A 17991-nucleotide genomic window follows, 5' to 3' on the forward strand; every position below is an offset into this window, starting at 1 on the left:
GCCGAATCGAACCAGCGGAGCCTTCACCTCATGCCTCAGGCCTTCGACAGGACGCCGCTGCGCGCGACGACGCTGGAACTCATCTATGAGTGGTTCCACCGGGGCATCGCCGCCTACAGCCTCCTGTTCGGCGTCATGTACTGGGTCAGGCTCATAGGCATCTATGAAGGCGCCAACTGGCGCTTCGATCTGATGCCGGTGCACTGGCAGGTCGCCTCTGTGACGCTGGCGGCACTCTTTCCCTTCGCCGCAAGCGGCCTGTGGATGCTCGCGTCCTGGGGGCCGGTCATCTGGTTCATCTGCGCTGCGATCGAGGTCGTGATGTATGTCGGATTCCCGGAGCTTTTCGGCACCAAATGGCAGATCGTGACCTCTCACGGGATCGTCGCTCTGCTCTACTGCACGTTCCGGATTGTCTTCTATCTGCGCAATCGTAAACAGGTCGATTAACCTATTTTTAAGCCTCTTTGAAAGGCCGCCCCCGGTAAGCCCTTGTTAAGCCTGCGGTTTAAGTCGAATTTTATGTGCATTCGATAAGGTCGGGCCAAGGTGAGAAGAAAAACAATCACCGGGCGTTAAACAAGAGGCTAGACCATGATGACTTCGCGACAGGCGGCCAAGCCCGCCCCACAGACTGACGACCGCAAGGACGCAATCCGTTCGCTTTACCTTGAATCGCTCCAGCTCGTCGAGCGGCTGCACCGCCGTCTTCTCGACGTGATCAAGGATGAGTTCGACCGCAATGGCCGCAGCGACATCAACTCCATCCAGGCGCTGCTTCTCTTCAACATCGGCTCGGCCGAGCTGACCGCCGGCGAACTGCGCTCGCGTGGCTACTATCTCGGCTCGAACGTCTCCTACAACCTGAAGAAGCTCGTCGACCTCGGCTTCATCAACCATCAGCGCTCGCGTGTCGACCGCCGTTCGGTTCGTGTCAGCCTGACGCCGAAGGGCCAGGAAGTCGCCGACGTCGTCGGCAAGCTCTACGAGCGTCATGTCGGTTCGATCGAGCAGGTCGGTGGAATCAACTCGGAAGAGTTCCAGCAGATGAACCGCGCCCTGCAGCGCCTCGACCGCTTCTGGAATGATACGATCGCCTATCGCATGTGATCTTTTCCGCGGGGCGTTGCCGCGGCCCGGAATGCTTGTTTTCTCGCACCGCGAGCGGCTTTGTCGCTCGCGGTCCGCGCGCTGCGCCGATCCTTTCACGCGCTCGTGTCTAGGCACCGTCACGTTCCTGCCATATTGGAATGGAACCGAGGTTTGCCGCTCGCATTACGATGCGGCACGAGGGACGTTTGGCGAAAATTAACGTTAACCCTCATAATGCGTTATGCGCTCGCGGTATCCGTGAGCAGGTTAGCGGCAATGCCGCGCGATGAGACGAGTGTCGGGATCACCCATGAAAACTTCTCGCCGTACCTTCCTTACCGGAGCAGGCGCAGTCGCCGCTGCGGCCATCTCGCAGTCCGCGCACGCGCAAAGCGCGATCGAGGAGATCTTGAACTCTACACAGCGCGGCCAGTGGAACGATCAGTTCGACGCCCGGGCGACGACGCAGGTGGGTCAGGTCGTATCGACGACACCGATCTTCAGCCCCGAAACCGTCATGCATATCGAGCAGACGCTGGGCCAGTATTCCAACATCGTCGCACGTGGCGGCTGGCCTCGGGTTCCCGATCAGAACAAGCTGCAGCTCGGCGTATCCCATCCCGACGTCCAGGCGCTTCGTCAGCGGCTGATGTTCTCCGGCGATCTCTCGGAGGGCGCGGGCATCTCGCCGGCCTTCGACACCTATGTCGACGCCGCCCTCAAGCGTTTCCAGACGCGCCACGGCCTTCCGTCGGACGGCGTGACCGGAAAATTCACCTACGCGGCCATGAATGTCGGTGCCGATGTGCGTCTCGGCCAGCTCCAGACGAACCTCGAGCGCCTGCGCGCCATCGCCGGCAATCAGGAAAACCGCTACGTGATGGTCAACATCCCGGCCGCCCAGATCGAGGCGGTCGAGGCCAATCGTATCGTGACACGCCACACGGCGGTCGTCGGCAAGATCGATCGCCAGACGCCGATCCTCGATTCCAAGATCAACGAGATCATCGTCAATCCGTACTGGAATGCGCCTGAGTCGATCGTCCGCCGCGACATCATACCGCTGATGCGCAAAAACCCGAATTACCTGACCGAGAACAGCATCCGCATCCTCGGCCCCAACGGCGAGGTCGATCCGCTGACGATCGACTGGTCGACGGAAGAGGCGGCCAAGCTTCGCTTCCGTCAGGATCCGGGCCGTATCAACGCGATGGCTTCGGTGAAGATCAATTTCCCGAATTCCCATGCTGTCTACATGCACGACACGCCGCAGCAGAGCCTGTTCAACAATCTGATGCGTTTCGATTCCTCCGGCTGCGTTCGCGTGCAGAACGTGCGGGACCTGGTCACCTGGCTGCTCCGCGGCACGGATGGCTGGAACCGTCAGCGCTTCGAGGAGACGATCCGCACAGGCGAAAGCGTGCCGGTGGCGCTCGGTAATCCCACGCCGGTGCATTTCACCTACATCTCGGCCTGGGCGACGGGTGACAACGTTGCTCACTTCCGCAACGACGTCTACGGCCTCGACGGCGTTAACGAGCTTCAGATTTCCGGCCTCTGAGCCGAAACCTGCCGGGAGAAACAGAGGCCGTCCTTCGGGGCGGCCTCTTTCGTTTGGGAGTGGCGCAAAGCGGCGGCTGAATTTCGCGGGACGGACATGGAAGGCTGGGGATAAGTGTGTTAATGCGCCGGCCATCCCGAGACCCCAGCGCATGAAGGACCGACCACACATGGCAACCGCCCCTGCCGCATCGGCCACTGTCTCCAGCTTCTTCACCGAGCCGCTCGAATCGCGCGACCCGGAAATCTTCAAGTCCATCCGCAGCGAACTCGGTCGCCAGCGCGACGAAATCGAGCTGATTGCCTCGGAAAACATCGTCAGCCGCGCCGTACTCGAGGCGCAGGGCTCGATCATGACCAACAAATATGCGGAGGGATATCCGGGCAAGCGCTACTATGGCGGCTGCCAGTTCGTCGATATCGCCGAAGAACTCGCGATCGAGCGCGCAAAGCAGCTTTTCGGCTGCAACTTCGCCAACGTACAGCCGAATTCCGGCAGCCAGATGAACCAGGCGGTGTTCCTGGCGCTCCTGCAGCCGGGCGACACCTTCATGGGGCTCGACCTGAACTCTGGCGGTCACCTGACGCACGGATCGCCGGTCAACATGTCCGGCAAGTGGTTCAACGTCGTGTCCTACGGCGTGCGCGAGGACGACAACCTCCTCGACATGGACGCCATCGAAAAGCAGGCGCACGAGACCAAGCCGAAGCTGATCCTCGCCGGCGGCACGGCCTATTCGCGCATCTGGGACTGGAAGCGTTTCCGCGAGATCGCGGATGCGGTCGGTGCGTATCTGATGGTCGACATGGCGCACATCGCCGGACTCGTCGCGGGTGGCGTGCATCCGTCGCCGATCCCGCATGCGCATGTCGTGACCACGACGACGCACAAATCGCTGCGCGGCCCGCGCGGCGGCATGATCCTTTCGAACGACGAGGCGATTGCCAAGAAGATGAACTCGGCCGTGTTCCCCGGTCTTCAGGGCGGCCCGCTGATGCACGTGATCGCCGCAAAGGCGGTCGCCTTCGGCGAGGCGCTGCGTCCCGAGTTCAAGACCTACGCGCAGGACGTCGCGGCGAACGCCAAGGCGCTTGCATCCAGTCTCCAGGGAACCGGGCTCGACATCGTGTCGGGCGGCACCGACAACCATCTGATGCTGGTCGATCTTCGTCCCAAGAACGCAACCGGCAAGCGCGCCGAGGCCGCGCTCGGACGCGCCCACATCACCTGCAACAAGAACGGCATTCCGTTCGACCCTGAAAAGCCGTTCGTGACCTCAGGCGTGCGTCTTGGAACGCCTGCCGGCACGACGCGCGGCTTCGGCCTCGCCGAATTCCGCGAGATCGGCACGCTGATCGCGGAAGTTCTCGACGGTCTCAAGGTCGCGAATTCCGACGAGGGCAACGCGGCGGTCGAGCAGGCGGTGCGCAAAAAGGTCGAGGCGCTCTGCGAGCGCTTTCCGATCTATCCCTATCTGGGGTAATCATCCCGCGAACCAGATTCGACGGGACCGATAGATGCGTTGCCCTTATTGCCAGTCCGAAGACACGCAGGTGAAAGACTCCCGTCCCGCCGAGGACGGGGTCGCGATCCGCAGGCGGCGCGTCTGTCCTGATTGCGGCGGACGCTTCACCACATTCGAACGGGTGCAGTTGCGTGACCTCGTCGTCGTGAAGAAATCGGGCCGCAAGGTCCCGTTCAACCGCGACAAGCTGCTGCGCTCGATGGAGATCGCGGTTCGCAAGCGCAATGTCGATCCCGACCGCATCGAGCGTGCGGTGACCGGCATCGTGCGCCAGCTCGAAAGCTCCGGCGAGACCGAGATCGTGGCCGGCGAGATCGGCCGTCTCGTCATGGAGGCCTTGAAGTCGATAGACGACGTCGCCTATGTGCGGTTCGCCTCCGTCTATCGCAATTTCCGCGAGGCGAAGGATTTTCACGACGTGCTCGGCGAATTGCGGGGCGACGAAGACCAGGAGTAGCAGGCGATGGCGGGGCGCGACGAGGCGGTGCAGGCTGAAATCGACCGCCGCTTCATGGCTGCCGCCATCCGGCTCTCGCGCCGTCATCTCGGCCTGACGGCCACCAATCCGTCCGTCGCAACGCTCATCGTCCGGGACGGGCTCATCATCGGCCGTGGCGTGACCGCCATTGGCGGAAGGCCCCATGCCGAGACACAGGCACTTGCCGAGGCGGGCGAGGGTGCTCGCGGCGCGACCGCCTACGTCACGCTGGAGCCATGCGCCCATCATGGCCGCACGCCGCCCTGCGCTGATGCGCTGGTGACGGCCGGGATTACCCGTGTCGTGGGTGCAGCCAGCGATCCCGATCCGCGCGTATGCGGCAAGGGCTACGCGATCCTGCGCGAAGCGGGGATCGAGGTGGTCGAGGATATTTTAGCCGCCGAGGCGGCCGACCTGATGGCCGGCTACTTGATTCGGTCGTCGAAGAAACGCCCCGAAGTGACTCTGAAGCTTGCCGTTTCCGCTGACGGAATGATCGGACGGGCGAGCCAAGTGCAGGTCGCGATTACCGGTCCGGTTGCGCGCCGGCAGGTCCACGTGATGCGCGCCGAGGCGGATGCGATCCTGATCGGCATCGGCACTGCGATCGCCGACGACCCGGACCTGACCTGCCGCCTTCCGGGCATGGAGGACCGTTCGCCCGTGCGTATCGTTCTGGACCGGAGGTTGCGGCTGCCCCTCTCGTCCAAGCTGGCCCAAACGGCGCGCCAGACGCCGGTGCTGCTCGCCGCCGAAGGCGGTTTTGATGAGGCGAGACGAAATGCGCTCGCCGCCAGCGGCGTCGGCTTTCTCGCGACCGAAACGTTCGGAGACCGCATCGCTTTGCCCGAATTGCTTGAGGATCTGGCTTCGCAGGGCATGGGTACAGTGATGGTCGAAGGCGGTGCGGAAACGGCAAAGCACTTCCTCGAAGAAAACCTGGTCGATCGCATCGCGCTCTTCACGGGCACAATTTCCATTGGCGCGGACGGTATTCGCTCGCCGCTCGACGCCGACACCATTCCGTCCGGCTTTTCGCTCGTGCGTGAGGCGCGTTTTGCCGATGATCGCTATCTCGAATATGTGAGGCAGTCCTGATGTTCACCGGAATCGTCACCGACATTGGAACCGTGACGTCGGTTTCGCCGCTTGCCGAAGGCGTCCGCCTGCGCATCGAGACGGCCTACGACCCCACGACGATCGAGATCGGCGCATCGATCGCATGCGCCGGCGTCTGCCTGACGGTCGTCACGCTTCCAGAACAGGGTTCGAACCAGCGCTGGTTCGAGGTCGAGGCCTGGGAAGAAGCGTTGCGCCTGACGACGGCATCCGGCTGGCAACCGGGCTCGCGGATCAATCTGGAGCGCGCGCTGAAGATCGGCGACGAACTGGGTGGCCATATCGTCTCAGGCCATGTCGACGGCATGGCGCAGATCGTCGAGCGCCGGGAAGAGGGCGATGCGGTGCGCTTCACTTTGGAGGCGCCTGCCGAACTGGCGAAGTTCATCGCGCCCAAGGGCTCGGTCGCGCTCGATGGCACGTCGCTCACGGTCAACCATGTCGACCGCACGCGCTTCGACGTCCTGCTCATCCATCATTCGCTGGGCGTGACGACCTGGGGCGAACGGCAGTCCGGCGATAATGTCAATCTCGAGATCGACACCATGGCCCGCTACGCTGCGCGACTGAAGGAAGCGTCAGAACAGGGTTTGTGACGCAAGCCCTGCGTCGCGTGCAATGTCGTCATGCCAACAAGCGCTTGCCTAGATACGCCGTTCGGCCTAAGTCACCGCCAACCCGGAGACACGCATGGCCAAGACATCATCCCTCCGCCTTCTTATCGTGGAGGCGCGCTTCTATGACGAACTGTCCGATGCACTTCTCGGCGGCGCAAAGGCAGCGCTCGACGAGGCCGGCGCATCCTATGATGTTGTGACTGTTCCCGGCGCGCTCGAAGTTCCCGCAGCGATTTCCTTCGCGCTCGTCGCGGCGGAAGAAGGCGGCGTTGAGTATGACGGATTCGTCGCGCTCGGCTGCGTCATCCGCGGTGAAACCTACCACTTCGACATCGTTGCGAACGAATCGTGCCGCGCGCTGATGGACCTGTCCATTGGTGAGCCGGCGGCCATCGGCAACGGCATCCTGACGGTCGAGAACGAAGCGCAGGCATGGGCGCGCGCCAAGCGGGACGAGGGCGACAAGGGGGGCTTTGCGGCGCGCGCCGCGCTCACCATGATCGACCTGCGCAAGCGCTTCGGCGGAGCATAGCCAGGATGTCGAAATCGGACACAGACAACCCGGCAGGCCCGCGTCAGGCGAACAAGCGTGGCGCAGCCCGTCTCGCGGCCGTTCAGGCGCTCTATCAGATGGACGTCGCCGGAAGCGGCATTCTCGAAATCACCGCTGAATACGAACAGTTCCGCCTCGGCAAGGAAGTCGACGGCGCGCAATATCGTGAGGCCGACGCGCAGTGGTTTCGCGCGATCCTCGCAGGCGTGGTCGAGAACCAGACGACCGTCGATCCGGTAATCCGCCAATCCTTGACGGAAGACTGGCCCCTGTCGCGTCTCGATTCCACCTTGCGCGCGATCATGCGCGCGGGCGTCTACGAATTGATGCAGCGCGGGGACGTACCGGTCGCCGTCATCGTTTCCGAATATGTCGATATCGCCAAGGCGTTCTACGCCGATGACGAGCCAAAGCTGGTCAATGCCGTGCTGGATCGTGTCGCACGCCGCGTGCGGGGCGAGGGACGGGGCAGGGACCCCGCCGCGTGACCCAGATAGACGATAGCCAGGCAAGGCGCACCGCGATCATCTTCGCGGCCTGCCAGGCAATCGTCGGCTCTGCGGCGCCCATTTCGTTTTCCATCGGCGGGCTCGCCGGCTACTATCTGCTTGACGCGGACAAGTCGCTGGCGACGCTTCCGGTTACGGGGTTCACGCTTGGCGTCGCGGTGGGCGCGATCCCTGCGGCAGCCATCATCAAGCAAGCGGGCCAGCGCGCCGGCTTCATGATCGGCACTGGCGTAACCGCTCTCGGCGGCGCGATCGCAACGCTCGGCCTCTATGAAATGTCGTTCTGGCTGTTCGGGTTCGGACTGCTGGTGATCGGCCTCGGCGGCGCCTTCGTACAACAGTTCCGCTTTGCGGCAGCCGACAACGCACCGCCGGCCTTCAAGGCGCGAGCGATCTCCTTCGTGCTTGCCGGCGGCATCGTGACCGCGATACTCGGACCGCAAATCGTCATCTTCACGCGCGAAATGCTCGCACCCGTCATGTTTGCGGGCTCTTTCGTCTCGATCATCGGCCTTGCGGCCGTGGGCGCTGCGATCCTCGCATTCCTGCGCGTCCGTGACGGCGGCGCGTCCAACTCCCATGCCTCGAGCGAGCCCGCGCGGCCTTTGGGCGAGATCATCAGGCAGCCGCTCTTCGCAGTCGGACTGACCTGTGCGGTCGGCACCTATGCGCTCATGAGCTTCGTGATGACGGGTGCGCCGCTTGCCATGGTCGGCTGCGGTTTCTCGCCCGACGAAGCCACGCTCGGCATCTCGTGGCATGTGATGGCGATGTTTGCGCCGAGCTTCTTCACCGGCCGGCTGATCGCGCGGTTCGGGCGCGAGCGGATCGTGGCCATCGGCCTCGCGCTCCTGATTGCCTGCGCGCTGGTCGCGCTGTCCGGCATCGCGCTCTGGCAGTTCTGGTCGGCGCTGATCCTGCTCGGCCTTGGCTGGAACTTCGGTTTCATCGGAGCGACCGCGATGGTGGCCGAAACCTACCGTCCGTCGGAAAAGGGCAAGGTCCAGGGCTTCCACGACTTTATCCTGTTCGGGTCGGTCGCCGCCGCGTCGTTCCTGTCGGGCGTCGTCTACAACGCCTGGGGCTGGGACATGCTGAACTGGATAATCTTCCCGATTACGGCTCTGTGCGCGGTGGCGCTTGGTGGCTACATGCTTGCGCAGCGCAAGGCGCTCCACGCCATCTGACCCGGCCGAACTGTTCGCGTTTTGCCTGCAATCCCGTTACGCTGTGACTGGAAAGGATTTGTCCATGCCCGATGTTTCCGCCGCAACATTGCCGCGCGCACGACTGGCCCTGCTGATCGACGCCGATAATGTTCGAGCCAACTTCCTGCCGATCATCATCCGAGAGGCATCGGCGCTCGGAACGGTGACCGTGAAGCGCGTCTACGGCCATTTCGCCAGTTCGTCGATGAATGCCTGGCAGCCGCTCGTGCATGAATATGCGCTGTCGCCGGTGCACATTCCGCCTGCGGCGACCGGTAAGAACGCCACCGATATGAAGCTCGCGATCGAGGCGATGGACCTCTTGCATCGCGGCCAGATCGAAGGTTTCTGCATCGCATCGAGCGACAGCGATTTCACGACACTGGCAAGCCGCATCCGCGAAGATGGCGTCTCGGTCTATGGATTCGGCGAGCAGAAGGCCTCGATGGCCTATGTGCGCTCCTGCGATCGCTTCTTCTATTGCGATTTGTTGATGCGCGAGGAGAAGGGCGCTGGCCCTGTGACCGACGCTGCGCCGTCCGGTCCGGCGCGCATACCCGTCGATGACATATTGGCGGCAATCGACGATCTGTCGGGCGACGAGGGCTGGGCGCATCTGGGCGAGGTCGGACAGATGCTCAACAAGCGACTGCCCGACTTCGATCCGCGCAACCACGGCTTCAAGAAGCTGAGTTCACTCGTCGAGAGCATGAAACCTGTCGAACTGCGCCGCCGCAAGACAGCCGGCGGCAGCACGGTCGAGGTTCGCGCGAAGTAGGAGTGCTCTACCGCGCCGGGTGATCGAGCGTCAGTTCCAACACGCTCGCGCCGTCTCTCGCGATCCATCTGCGGCGGATGACCGCGAAGTCGTGGCGCGTGTCGGCCGCCTCGATGGACACCAGATCGCCGTTCGCCACCTCGGCTCCCAACCTCAACTCTGAAAAGTGTTCCGCCAGTGCATGCCGATCGGCGTGGCGCCGGGCGGATGCAGTCAGCGCGATCGTGGCGCTATGGTCGCGTGCTTCTGCCGCTCGACCGCGATCGAATTCCTCATTTATCGTCGGCGGGCTGGACACAATTGGAGGTTTTGTCATGGCTAGCCGTCTCTCGAAGATCGTCATGTGCCTGTGCCTTGCGGCATTCGCATTTCTCGTCACGTTCGGCAACATAACCGACTACGGATCGAATTACGCGTTCGTGCAGCATGTTTTGAGCATGGATACGACGTTTCCCGGCAACGCGCTGATGTACCGCGCAATCACCAATCCGTCTCTGTGGACCGCGGGCTACTGGCTGATCATCGTCGGCGAGGGGCTGACATGCGCTCTCTTCCTCTGGGCGAGCCTGCGCCTCTGGAACGCAAGGAACCTGTCGGCAGCGGCATTCAACGACGCCAAGAGCCCGGTCGTGGTTGCCGCGACGATGGGCTTCCTTGTCTGGTTCCTGGGTTTCATGGTCATCGGCGGCGAATGGTTCGCGATGTGGCAGTCGGACACGTGGAACGGGCAGGACGCCGCCTTCAAGTTCTACATGACGATCCTTGCGGTCCTCATCTTCGTGAAACTGCCGGACCCGGAACTCGCCTGACGCGGTTGGCTATGGGGCCACGACAGGGCGAAACCCAACAAATCCTTGACGTTCGCCGGACCCTTTCGCATCCTCGCCGTGAAGGGGCGGCGTCGAAGCACGATTCCGGCCTATTCGCATCCCGGCCCGGGGAGGGGTTCTTTCGGGCCATCAAGTGAGGAAATCCGCAAAATGACCATGCTTTATGTCGTCATTCTCTGCGGCGTGCTGTCCATCGTCTACGCTTTGTGGGCGACGCAATCGGTCCTTGCGGCCGATCAGGGCAATGCACGCATGCAGGAGATTGCCGGCGCCATCCGTGAGGGTGCGCAGGCCTACCTGGCTCGCCAGTACACAACAATCGCCATCGTGGGCGTCGTCGTCTTCATTCTTGCCTGGTGGCTCCTGTCGGGCATCGCGGCAATCGGCTTCCTGATCGGTGCCGTGCTTTCGGGCGCTGCAGGCTTCATCGGCATGCACGTCTCCGTGCGCGCCAACGTCCGCACCGCGCAAGCCGCATCCAACAGCCTTGCCGCGGGCCTGGACATCGCGTTCAAGTCAGGCGCCATCACCGGCATGCTGGTGGCTGGCCTCGCGCTCCTGGGCGTTTCCGTCTATTACCTCATCCTGATCGGCCCGATGGGCTTCGCGCCCGCCGACCGCACCGTGATCGACGCGCTCGTCTCGCTCGGTTTCGGCGCTTCGCTGATCTCGATCTTCGCGCGTCTGGGCGGCGGCATCTTCACCAAGGGTGCGGACGTCGGCGGCGACCTCGTCGGCAAGGTGGAAGCGGGAATTCCGGAGGACGACCCGCGCAATCCTGCGACGATTGCCGATAACGTCGGCGACAATGTCGGTGACTGCGCCGGCATGGCGGCCGATCTGTTCGAGACCTATGCGGTGACCGTGGTCGCCACGATGGTTCTCGGTGCGATCTTCTTTGCCGGCACCGATGTGCTCGGCTCGGTGATGATCTATCCGCTCGCCATCTGCGGCGCGTGCATTCTCACCTCGATCATCGGCACGTTCTTCGTCAAGCTTGGTTCCAACGGTTCCATCATGGGCGCGCTCTACAAGGGCCTCATCGTGACCGGCCTTCTCACCGTGATCGGTGTGGCAGGCGCCACCTCGCTGACCATCGGCTGGGGCTCGATCGGCACCGTTGGCGGCATCGAGATCACCGGCTCCGCGCTCTTCACCTGCGGCCTGATCGGCCTCGTCGTGACCGGCCTCATCGTCGTGATCACCGAGTACTACACCGGCACGGACAAGCGCCCGGTCAACTCGATCGCGCAGGCGTCGGTTACCGGCCATGGCACGAACGTCATCCAGGGTCTGGCGGTTTCGCTCGAATCGACGGCGCTTCCAGCCATCGTCATCATCGGCGGCATCCTGTCGACCTTCCAGCTTGCCGGCCTGTTCGGAACCGCGATCGCGGTCACGACCATGCTGGGTCTCGCCGGCATGATCGTCGCGCTCGACGCGTTCGGTCCGGTCACCGACAATGCCGGCGGCATTGCCGAAATGGCCGGCCTTCCGCCGGAGGTGCGTCATTCGACCGACGCGCTCGACGCGGTCGGCAACACCACCAAGGCGGTCACCAAGGGCTACGCGATCGGCTCGGCCGGTCTCGGTGCGCTGGTGCTGTTCGCGGCCTATTCCTACGATCTGGAATATTTCGCCGCCAACAGCGACCAATATCCGTACTTCGCGGATATGGGTGAGATCTCGTTCTCGCTGTCGAACCCCTATGTCGTCGCCGGCCTGATCTTCGGCGGTCTCATCCCCTATCTCTTCGGCGGCATTGCGATGACGGCCGTCGGCCGCGCCGCGGGCGCGATCGTGGAAGAGGTGCGCAGGCAGTTCCGCGAGGACCCGGGCATCATGGCCGGCACGTCCAAGCCGAACTATGCACGTGCGGTCGATCTGCTGACCAAGGCGGCGATCAAGGAGATGATCATCCCGTCGCTGCTGCCGGTGTTGGCGCCGCTCGTCGTCTATTTCGGCGTGTTGCTGATTTCCGGTTCCAAGGCATCCGCCTTCGCGGCACTTGGCGCCTCGCTCCTGGGCGTGATCGTCAATGGCCTCTTTGTCGCCATCTCGATGACCTCGGGCGGCGGTGCGTGGGACAACGCCAAGAAGTCGTTCGAGGACGGTTTCACCGACAAGGACGGCGTGAAGCACCTGAAGGGCTCGGAAGCCCACAAGGCTTCGGTGACGGGCGACACTGTCGGCGATCCCTACAAGGACACGGCCGGTCCGGCGGTGAACCCCGCCATCAAGATCACCAACATCATGGCGCTCCTGCTGCTCGCAGTGCTCGCACACTGACCGCAGCCATCGCCAAATGAAAAGCCGCGGGAGCGATCCCGCGGCTTTTTCGCATTCTCGAAGGCTTGTCAGACGGCCAGGCCGCCTGTGTCGTCAGAAGCCGCTATTGGCGCCTGGAAGTTGCGGCGTACCGGCGACGCCGGTCAGCAACTGGCCGATGAAGTTCTGGTCCTTGCCGCCGGTCGGCGTGGTGCGCGTCACGAAGTCGAAGACCCGTCCGTCCTGCATGCCGTAATTCGCGATGTTGGCCACGCGGCCATCGGCGCCGAAATAGACGGCCAGAATGCGTTGGTCGGCGACGCGCGGATTCATGAAGGCAACCGGGCGCACGCGCGTCTGCGAAATGTAGTAGAAAACCTCGTTGTCGAAGGTCGCCTTGGTCGACGGCGTCCCAAGCGCCAGCAGCACCTGCTCGCGGCTGGAGCCGACCGGCGCCATGTCCAGGGTCTCCTGGTCGATGACGTAGCCATGCGTCAGCGTCTCGCTGGGCGTGAGCGTATTGGCCGCATTGCAGCCGGCAAGAAGGAGCGTCGCTCCCACCGCCACGAGAACGGCGGTCGCCGGACGGGCGTTACCCGACTTGAAATTCCGCGCTTGCACCATCAACTCCCTCATATCCCCAACAGCCCCGTGGCTTGCACCGGGCGGCAAAAGCGGTAAACCAGCTTGCGAGGCGATGCAACCGCAGCGCAAATCGAAACCATCGTTCGGAAAGCATTCGGCATGTTCAAATCCATCATGAGCTTCGGCCGAAGCCCGAACAAGGACGTGATCGACGCGCTGTACGAACGAATCGTGGCGGCGGCGCGGCAGGAACCGTTCTATTCGCAGTGGAATGTACCTGACACGCCGCTTGGGCGCTTTGAAATGCTCAGCGTCCACGTCTTCCTGTTTCTCGAGCGCTCGCGCGGCCACGCGGACATGTCCGGCATCGCCCAGAAGCTTACCGACGAGTTTTTCAAGGACGTCGAGCATTCGCTGCGCGAGTTGGGGATAGGCGATCTGGGCGTGCCCAAACGAATGAAGAAGCTCGCGAAGATGTTTTACGGCCGTGCCGAATCCTATTCGGCGGCACTCGCCGCGGGCGATCAGGCAGCCTTGGCCGCAGCCCTGTCGCGCAACATCTGGCCGACCGAGGAGCCTCGCAGCGAAGCCAAGCCGCTAGCGGCCTATATGTTCGAGGCGACCGCGCATCTTGCCGGGTTGGACGACGCCGCGTTGATGTCGGGCGCGATTTCCTATCCCGATGCCGACAAAACTCCGGGTGTGCAGTCATGAGCGAATCGAAAGTAAGCCCAATTGCGTACCCGGTGAGCATCGCGCGGTTGCCGACCAAGGGTATGCTGGTGAAGATCGAGGCAGACGTCGATCAGCGTGCGGCCCTGGCGTCGGAACATGGCCTTCGCGCCGTCGAACGTTTTCGCGCCGAGTTGGAGGTGACCTCCTGGAAAAAGGGCGGCGTCAAGGTCGTCGGACGGGTGAGGGCTGCGATCGTGCAGGACTGCATTGTCACGCTCGATCCCCTCGAGGCAAGCGTGGACGAGGAGATTTCCGCCATTTTCGTCCCCGAAGGATCCAAGCTCACATTGCCGAAAACCTCGGCTGAAGGCGAGATTCTGCTCGACGCGGAAGGCGAGGACGGTCCGGAACTCTTCTCGGGCGACTCGATCGACGTGGGCCAACTCGCCGAAGAGCACTTCGTGCTGGGGATCGATCCATATCCCCGCAAGGCGGGTGTCGCTCTTGAAGGCGCGGGCAACGGTGAAGACGAGCCACGCGGCCCGCTCTACGAAAAGCTCGCGGCGCTGAGGAAGAAACTCTGAATTGACGCATAGCTGCTCCGAAAGCGGTTGTGCGGCAGCGCAAAAGCGGTATTTTCGCCCAGACTTTTTGACATCAGTCCCGGTTCGGGGGACGAGAAAGACGATTGCCGCTTGATACGCATCGCCATTGACGCAATGGGTGGGGACCACGGTCCCGAAGTCACCATCGCTGGCCTTCAGAAGGTTGTCGAGCGCCGCCCGGACGTGCGCTTTCATATCTTCGGCCGCGACGAACGCGTGCGGCCGCAACTTGCCAAGTTCCCGCGCGTGGCGGAGGTCAGCGAGTTCACGCATTGCGATGTCGCTGTCCGCATGGATGACAAGCCGAGCCAGGCGCTTCGTCAGGGCCGGTGGAAATCATCGATGTGGAAAGCCATCGAGGCGGTGAAGACCAACGACGCAGACGTTTGCGTGTCGGCGGGCAATACCGGCGCGCTCATGGCGATGTCCAAATTCTGCCTGCGCACGATGGTCAGCATCGAGCGTCCGGCGATCGCAGCCATCTGGCCGACATCACGCGGCGAGAGCGTCGTGCTCGACGTCGGCGCGACGATCGGGGCCGATGCGCACCAATTGATCGACTTTGCGATTCTCGGTTCGGCCATGGCCCGCGCCATCTTCGCCATCGAGCGGCCGTCCGTCGGCCTGCTCAATGTTGGCGTCGAGGAGGTCAAGGGACAGGAAGAGGTCAAGGAAGCCGGGCGCTTGTTGCGCGAGGCGAACCTCAAATCCATGGATTATCACGGATTCGTCGAGGGCGACGATATCGGCAAGGGATCGGTCGACGTCGTCGTCACCGAAGGCTTTGCCGGCAACATCGCGCTGAAGACGGCGGAAGGAACCGCAAGACAGATCGGTGGTTATCTTCGCGAGGCGATGAGCCGTACCTTGATGTCCAAGATCGGCGCCGTGTTCGCGCGTGACGCGTTCAACCGTCTCCGCGAAAAGATGGACGTGCGCAAGATCAACGGCGGCGTGTTCCTCGGCCTGAACGGGATCGTCGTGAAAAGCCATGGCGGAACCGACGACGAAGGCTTTGCCGCGGCAGTCGAGCTTGGCTACGACATGGCCCGCAGCCGGTTGATCGACGGCATCCGTCGCGACATCGAGGCCTTCCATGGCCATATCGCCGAAAAACGCATTGCGATGGAAGAAGATTCCGCCGCGAGTGAGGACTAACACACCATGATCAGATCAGTCGTGCGCGGCGTGGGCACTGCTCTCCCGCGCCGCATCATGAAGAATGCCGAGTTCGAGACGCTCGTCGATACGACCGATGAGTGGATCGTGCAGCGCACCGGCATCGAACAGCGCTACATCGCTGCCGACGATGAGACGACGGCATCGCTTGGCGAAGCCGCCGCGCGCGCCGCGCTCGACCACGCGGGGCTGACGCCTGACGATATCGACATCATCGTGCTCGCGACCTCGACCCCGAACAATACGTTCCCAGCGACTGCGGTGGAGATCCAGCAGCGTCTGGGCATGCACCACGGCTTCGCCTTCGATCTTCAGGCCGTGTGCTCCGGTTTCGTCTTCGCGGTGACGACGGCCGACGCGCATCTGCGTGCAGGGTTGGGGAAGCGCGCCCTGGTCATCGGATCGGAGACGTTTTCGCGCATTCTCGACTGGACCGATCGCACCACGAGCGTCCTGTTCGGTGATGGCGCCGGCGCCGTGATCCTCGAGATCGAGGAAAACCAGGGCACACCGGCCGATCGCGGCATCATCGCGTGCAGCCTGCGCTCCGACGGCAGCCACCGCGACAAGCTCTATGTCGATGGCGGTCCCTCCACGACTGGGACGGTCGGCGTCCTCAGGATGGAGGGGCGCGAGGTCTTCAAGCACGCGGTCGGCATGATCACCGATGTGGTGGAGGACGTCTTCGCCCAAAGTGGGATCACTGCGGACGATCTCGACTGGTTCGTGCCGCATCAGGCGAACAAGCGCATCATCGATGCGTCCGCCAGAAAGCTGGGCATCGCCGAGGAAAAGGTGGTCATCACCGTCAATCTCCACGGAAACACCTCCGCCGCCTCCGTTCCGCTGGCGCTTGGTACTGCCGTCAAGGACGGGCGCATCAAACAAGGCGATCTCGTCCTGCTCGAGGCGATGGGCGGTGGCTTCACCTGGGGCGCGATCCTGCTTCGCTGGTAAACGCGCGCGCAACCACGTTGCGAAGTTCGCTTCTTGACCTGGCCCGGCCAATTCCTTAACGTCGCGAAATATTGAGGTTTTCAGTTTTTTCGACGACATGGTTGGACGGCCCGGATGGGGGGAACGACACTTACGCGCGCTGATCTGGCCGAGGCCGTTTACCGGAAGGTAGGGCTCTCGCGAACCGAGTCCGCGCAGCTTGTCGAGATGGTTCTGGACGAGATCTGTGAAGCGATCGTTCGCGGAGAGACTGTCAAGCTCTCTTCCTTCGCGACCTTCCATGTCCGCGACAAGAACGAACGCATCGGCCGCAATCCCAAGACCGGTGAGGAAGTCCCGATTCTTCCGCGCCGCGTGATGACCTTCAAGGCATCGAACGTGCTCAAGCAGCGTATTTTGCGCTCGCATCAGGGCATGAAGAGCAAGGCGCGCAAGTAGACGCCGCACAGCCGCATGACGACATCTCTGTGCACAGTTCCGAAGCGTGCTTGAATAGAGCGCGCCAAAGCGCTGAAATGCTGGACGATTCGCAATTCTGGAGCGCGTGACTGCAATGGACAAGAGTCCTGACGCCTTTCGCACGATCAGCGAGGTTGCGGAGCAACTGGATTTGCCGCAGCACGTGCTGCGCTTCTGGGAAACCCGCTTCAACCAGATCAAGCCGATGAAGCGCGGCGGCGGCCGACGCTATTACCGGCCGCAGGACGTGGAGCTCATCAAGGGCATCCGCCACATGCTCTACGATCAGGGCTACACCATCAAGGGTGTGCAGAAGCTCCTGCGCGACAATGGAAATCAGTTCCTGGTCGCGATCGGCTCTGGCGACATGGCCGCCGTCGAAGCGATCACCCAGCGCAAGCAGCAGGAAGCCGAAGCCGAGGCGAGGGCCATGCAGCCGCGCGCCGAGGACGAGATGCTGGTCGGCCAGCCGCGCGTAAAACCCGGCCGACGCTTCTTCGGTCTCGGCAAGGGCGAGGAAGACGGTCCGGTCCAGAGTGGCGATGGTCGTCTCTCGCGTGACAACCGCGCGCTTCTCCAGGAGGCTCTGTTCGACCTGCTCGAATGCAAGCGGCTGCTCGATCAGGTTCGATAGCGACTGCTCTTTCCTTCTTCTTCGCTGCCGTCCGTCGAATCGCACGGATGCCGGGTCGATGCGTCTGCCGCAACGTGCCCGATGTGCCCCTAAATGGTCGCATTGTAAGCGGTGACGGGTGTCCTGTGGGCCGGCCCCGGGCGTGGTCTCCGACCCTCTTTCACCTTTTCCGATCACGAATTGCGACAGGTTTTGGAGCCTCAAGTTTCGATAGATCACGCTGCGCCTAATCTAATGGGGCCTACTTCCAGCGACTTGGCTAACGCGCCAAATACAACGCTTCACTTGAAAATGACGATAGCTTCGCTGCGCCCGAAGGTTGCGACGATGGCTCATGAGCTCGCGCTATGGATGTGCCG

The 17991-nt window shown here is 62.8% G+C and carries 21 protein-coding genes; 19 read left to right on the forward strand and 2 right to left on the reverse strand.

Translation table 11 applies throughout. The annotated features are described in order from the left end of the window. Positions 1-30 precede the first annotated feature (30 nt). From AAFN55_RS08950 to AAFN55_RS09000, 11 genes are all read left to right on the forward strand, one after another. Positions 31-450 carry a DUF6163 family protein gene (locus AAFN55_RS08950; RefSeq protein ID WP_347798502.1) on the forward strand — a complete coding sequence of 140 codons (420 nt, stop codon included), beginning with the start codon at positions 31-33 and terminating at the stop codon, positions 448-450. Between the two features lie 144 nt (positions 451-594). Further along, complete coding sequence (locus AAFN55_RS08955; RefSeq protein ID WP_347798503.1) at positions 595-1110, forward strand: MarR family winged helix-turn-helix transcriptional regulator; 516 nt, start codon at positions 595-597, stop codon at positions 1108-1110. 292 nt (positions 1111-1402) lie between these two features. Beyond that, the gene (locus tag AAFN55_RS08960; RefSeq protein WP_347798504.1) at positions 1403-2653 is read left to right on the forward strand and encodes a L,D-transpeptidase family protein; all 1251 of its coding nucleotides are present in this window, start codon (positions 1403-1405) and stop codon (positions 2651-2653) included. Positions 2654-2822: 169 nt separating this feature from the next. After that, a complete protein-coding gene (gene glyA / locus AAFN55_RS08965) occupies positions 2823-4136 on the forward strand; it encodes a serine hydroxymethyltransferase (RefSeq protein ID WP_347798505.1) in 1314 nt (437 codons plus the stop codon). Positions 4137-4170: 34 nt separating this feature from the next. Continuing rightward, positions 4171-4635 (forward strand): transcriptional regulator NrdR, encoded by a 465-nt coding sequence (nrdR, locus tag AAFN55_RS08970; protein WP_347798506.1) that lies wholly within the window; start codon positions 4171-4173, stop codon positions 4633-4635. Positions 4636-4641: 6 nt separating this feature from the next. Beyond that, positions 4642-5754 carry a bifunctional diaminohydroxyphosphoribosylaminopyrimidine deaminase/5-amino-6-(5-phosphoribosylamino)uracil reductase RibD gene (gene ribD, locus AAFN55_RS08975; RefSeq protein WP_347798507.1) on the forward strand — a complete coding sequence of 371 codons (1113 nt, stop codon included), beginning with the start codon at positions 4642-4644 and terminating at the stop codon, positions 5752-5754. Further along, positions 5754-6371, forward strand: coding sequence for a riboflavin synthase (locus AAFN55_RS08980; RefSeq protein ID WP_347798508.1), 618 nt, complete (start codon positions 5754-5756; stop codon positions 6369-6371). The genes ribD and AAFN55_RS08980 overlap by 1 nt, the downstream gene beginning before the upstream one ends. 94 nt (positions 6372-6465) lie before the next feature. Then, complete coding sequence (locus tag AAFN55_RS08985) at positions 6466-6924, forward strand: 6,7-dimethyl-8-ribityllumazine synthase (RefSeq protein WP_347798509.1); 459 nt, start codon at positions 6466-6468, stop codon at positions 6922-6924. A gap of 5 nt (positions 6925-6929) precedes the next feature. Continuing rightward, positions 6930-7433, forward strand: a complete 504-nt coding sequence (gene nusB, locus AAFN55_RS08990) for a transcription antitermination factor NusB (protein WP_347798510.1) — start codon at positions 6930-6932, stop codon at positions 7431-7433. Next, positions 7430-8641 (forward strand): MFS transporter, encoded by a 1212-nt coding sequence (locus AAFN55_RS08995; RefSeq protein WP_347798511.1) that lies wholly within the window; start codon positions 7430-7432, stop codon positions 8639-8641. The genes nusB and AAFN55_RS08995 overlap by 4 nt, the downstream gene beginning before the upstream one ends. Positions 8642-8705: 64 nt before the next feature. After that, the gene (locus AAFN55_RS09000) at positions 8706-9440 is read left to right on the forward strand and encodes an NYN domain-containing protein (protein ID WP_347798512.1); all 735 of its coding nucleotides are present in this window, start codon (positions 8706-8708) and stop codon (positions 9438-9440) included. 7 nt (positions 9441-9447) lie between these two features. On the opposite strand, the gene AAFN55_RS09005 is transcribed toward AAFN55_RS09000, so the two are convergent. Next, the gene (locus tag AAFN55_RS09005; protein WP_347798513.1) at positions 9448-9783 is read right to left on the reverse strand and encodes a hypothetical protein; all 336 of its coding nucleotides are present in this window, start codon (positions 9781-9783) and stop codon (positions 9448-9450) included. Here AAFN55_RS09005 and AAFN55_RS09010 point away from each other — a divergent pair. Further along, positions 9755-10249: a DUF2165 domain-containing protein gene (locus AAFN55_RS09010; RefSeq protein WP_347798514.1), complete on the forward strand. Its 495-nt coding sequence runs from the start codon at positions 9755-9757 to the stop codon at positions 10247-10249. The genes AAFN55_RS09005 and AAFN55_RS09010 overlap by 29 nt on opposite strands. A gap of 171 nt (positions 10250-10420) precedes the next feature. Further along, positions 10421-12559, forward strand: a complete 2139-nt coding sequence (locus AAFN55_RS09015) for a sodium-translocating pyrophosphatase (protein ID WP_347798515.1) — start codon at positions 10421-10423, stop codon at positions 12557-12559. A gap of 93 nt (positions 12560-12652) precedes the next feature. Here AAFN55_RS09015 and AAFN55_RS09020 read toward each other — a convergent pair whose 3' ends face one another. Then, entirely contained in the window at positions 12653-13162 is a 510-nt protein-coding gene (locus AAFN55_RS09020) for an outer membrane protein assembly factor BamE (RefSeq protein WP_347798516.1), read from the reverse strand. A 120-nt stretch (positions 13163-13282) separates the two neighbouring features. Between AAFN55_RS09020 and AAFN55_RS09025 the strand changes: the two genes are divergently transcribed. The 6 genes from AAFN55_RS09025 to AAFN55_RS09050 all read left to right on the forward strand — a co-directional run bounded on the left by AAFN55_RS09025 (position 13283) and on the right by AAFN55_RS09050 (position 17632). Continuing rightward, positions 13283-13837 carry a ubiquinol-cytochrome C chaperone family protein gene (locus AAFN55_RS09025; RefSeq protein ID WP_347798517.1) on the forward strand — a complete coding sequence of 185 codons (555 nt, stop codon included), beginning with the start codon at positions 13283-13285 and terminating at the stop codon, positions 13835-13837. Beyond that, positions 13834-14382, forward strand: coding sequence for a DUF177 domain-containing protein (locus AAFN55_RS09030; protein WP_347798518.1), 549 nt, complete (start codon positions 13834-13836; stop codon positions 14380-14382). Before AAFN55_RS09025 ends, AAFN55_RS09030 begins: the two co-directional genes overlap by 4 nt. 111 nt (positions 14383-14493) lie before the next feature. Continuing rightward, positions 14494-15561, forward strand: coding sequence for a phosphate acyltransferase PlsX (gene plsX, locus AAFN55_RS09035; RefSeq protein WP_347798519.1), 1068 nt, complete (start codon positions 14494-14496; stop codon positions 15559-15561). A gap of 6 nt (positions 15562-15567) precedes the next feature. Then, positions 15568-16539, forward strand: a complete 972-nt coding sequence (locus AAFN55_RS09040; protein ID WP_347798520.1) for a beta-ketoacyl-ACP synthase III — start codon at positions 15568-15570, stop codon at positions 16537-16539. Between the two features lie 114 nt (positions 16540-16653). After that, positions 16654-16977, forward strand: a complete 324-nt coding sequence (locus AAFN55_RS09045) for an integration host factor subunit alpha (protein WP_347798521.1) — start codon at positions 16654-16656, stop codon at positions 16975-16977. 115 nt (positions 16978-17092) lie between these two features. Then, on the forward strand, positions 17093-17632 hold the full coding sequence (locus AAFN55_RS09050) for a MerR family transcriptional regulator (protein WP_347798522.1): 540 nt from the start codon (positions 17093-17095) through the stop codon (positions 17630-17632). Positions 17633-17991 lie beyond the last annotated feature (359 nt).

It is taken from the genome of Mesorhizobium sp. CAU 1732 (assembly GCF_039888675.1).
Lineage (GTDB): Bacteria > Pseudomonadota > Alphaproteobacteria > Rhizobiales > Rhizobiaceae > Aerobium.